Here is a 2329-nt window from a genome sequence, read left to right as displayed (position 1 = left end):
GCACAGGACGCCCCCACACCCCGAAGACGGTGGTGGCGCCGAGGCCCTGGAGGGTCTCGGTCACCAGGTCGCCGCCGACCCGTCCGGGCGGCGGGTCGAGCGCCGCCTCGGCCTGCGCGGCGGTGAGCCGGGGCCGGTCGTCGTGGTCGTGGCTCACGAGGATCGGCCCTCCGCGATCTGCCGGGCCATGATCGTCGTCAGCTCGTACGCCGTGTGGGAGGCGGCGACGGACGTGATCTCGGCGTGGTCGTACGCCGGTGCCACCTCGACCAGGTCGGCGGAGACCATGTGGCAGGAGGCGAGCCCGCGCAGGATCTCCAGGAGTTCGCGGGAGGTGAGGCCGCCCGCCTCGGGGGTGCCGGTGCCGGGGGCGTGCGCCGGGTCCAGGACGTCGATGTCGATGGAGACGTAGAGCGGCCGGTCACCGATGCGCTGCCGCAGCTGGTCGGCGATCTCGTCGACGCCGCGCCGCATGACGTCGGCGGAGGTCACGATGCCGAAGCCCATCTTGGCGTCGTCGGTGAGGTCCTTCTTGCCGTACAGCGGGCCGCGGGTGCCGACGTGGGAGAGCGCCTCGGTGTCGAGGATGCCCTCCTCGACGGCCCGCCGGAACGGGGTGCCGTGGGTGTACTCGGCGCCGAAGTAGGTGTCCCAGGTGTCGAGGTGGGCGTCGAAGTGGAGCAGGGCGACGGGGCCGTGCTTCTTGGCGACCGAGCGCAGGAGCGGCAGGGCGATGGTGTGGTCGCCGCCGAGGGTCATGAGGCGGGCGCCGGTGGCGAGCAGGTCGTCCGCGGCGGCCTCGACCGTCTCGACGGCCTCGTGGATGTCGAACGGGTTCGCGGCGATGTCCCCGGCGTCGGCGACCTGGGCGAGGGCGAAGGGGGAGGCGTCCTGCGCGGGGTTGTACGGGCGCAGGAGGCGGGAGGCCTCCCGGATCGCGTTGCCGCCGAAGCGGGCGCCGGGGCGGTAGGACACCCCGCTGTCGAAGGGCACGCCGACGACGGCGACGTCGGCGGAGCCGACCTCGTCCAGGCGGGGCAGCCGGGCGAACGTCGGGGGACCGGCGTACCGCGGGATGCGGGAGGAGTCGACGGGGCCGCGCGGCGAGTCGGTGCTGCTCATGGGTCGGGTGCCTTTCGTTCGGTGGCGGTGCGCGCCTTGTGGGCGGTGCTGCGGAGACGTCCCGTGGTGCGGGCGGCGATCGGCCGGCGGGTGGGCCGACGCTGCGCAGTGTACGTTTCGGCCCTCCCCCGGCGGCCCGCGACGGCCCCCGGGAGCGGCGTCCGGGCCGGGCCCTCACCCGCCGTAGACCGGCTCCGACTCGCCCAGGGTGTCGGCGAGGTCCCGGGCGAGGCCGCGTGCCTCGTCGGGGGTGAGGGTGGCCGTGGTCACGCGCACCCCGGGCGGGGAGGCGGTACGGAACCGGGCGCCCGCCGCCGTCCACCAGCCCCGGGTGCGGAGGCCGTTGACGACGGCGGACTCGTCGCGGACGGGGACCCAGACGTTGATGCCGCTCTCCCCGTGGGAGGCGATGCCGTGCCCGGCGAGCGCGTCCCGCAGCGCCTCGCGGCGGGTGGTGTACGTGTCGGCGGCCCGGGCCACGAGCCGGGCCACCCCGGGATCGGTGAGCAGGTCCGCGACGGTCACCTGGAGGATGTGGCTGACCCAGCCGGAGGTCAGCAGCATCCGTCCGTCGTGGCGCGCCAGGGTGGAGGGGTCGCAGGCGAGCGCGGCCCAGCGCAGGTCGATGCCCAGGTGCTTGGAGACGGTACGTACCTGCGCCCAGCGGGGCAGCCCGCCGGAGGCCAGGGGCACCGCCTCCGCCCCCGCGATGTCGGCGTTGTGGTCGTCCTCGACCACCAGGACGTCCGGGTGGGCGCGCAGCACGGCCAGGAGCGCGTCCCGCCGGTCAGGGGTGAACCGGGCGCCGAGCGGGCTCTGTCCCCGGGGGCTGCACACCAGCGCCCGGGCCCCGCCCCGCAGGGCGGTCCGCAGCGCCTCGGGCCGGATGCCCTCGTCGTCGACGGCCACCGGGACCGTGCGCAGGCCCAGGGCCGGGACCAGGTCGAGCAGGTGGTGGAAGCCGGGGTCCTCGACGGCCACGGCGTCGCCGGGCCTCAGCTCGGTGGACAGCAGCCGCGCGACGCAGTCCAGGGCGCCGTGCGCGAACGTCACCGAGCCGGTGGGCACCCCGTCGCGGTCGAACCAGGCGCGGGTGGCGTCCTCCAGTGCGGCGAGCCGGGGCGAGGCCCGGTGCGACCCGGGCACGGGCTCCACCCGCTGTGGCGGGTGCAGGACCGGCAGGCACGCGGGATCGGGGTGTCCGCCC

General features: G+C 76.1%; 2 protein-coding genes. Both read right to left on the bottom strand.

The annotated features are described in order from the left end of the window. Window positions 1-153 precede the first annotated feature (153 nt). The gene (speB, locus tag IH13_RS0130780; protein WP_031089432.1) at window positions 154-1122 is read right to left on the bottom strand and encodes an agmatinase; all 969 of its coding nucleotides are present in this window, start codon (window positions 1120-1122) and stop codon (window positions 154-156) included. Window positions 1123-1296: 174 nt separating this feature from the next. Then, the coding region (locus IH13_RS38950) for an aminotransferase class I/II-fold pyridoxal phosphate-dependent enzyme (protein ID WP_031089430.1) at window positions 1297-2329 on the bottom strand (1033 nt) is incomplete at its 5' end.

This window comes from Streptomyces sp. NRRL WC-3549 (assembly GCF_000721935.1).
In the GTDB taxonomy this organism is placed as follows: domain Bacteria; phylum Actinomycetota; class Actinomycetes; order Streptomycetales; family Streptomycetaceae; genus Streptomyces.
Note: the sequence above shows the minus strand (reverse complement) of the source record. Positions and strands in the feature narration are given on the sequence as shown.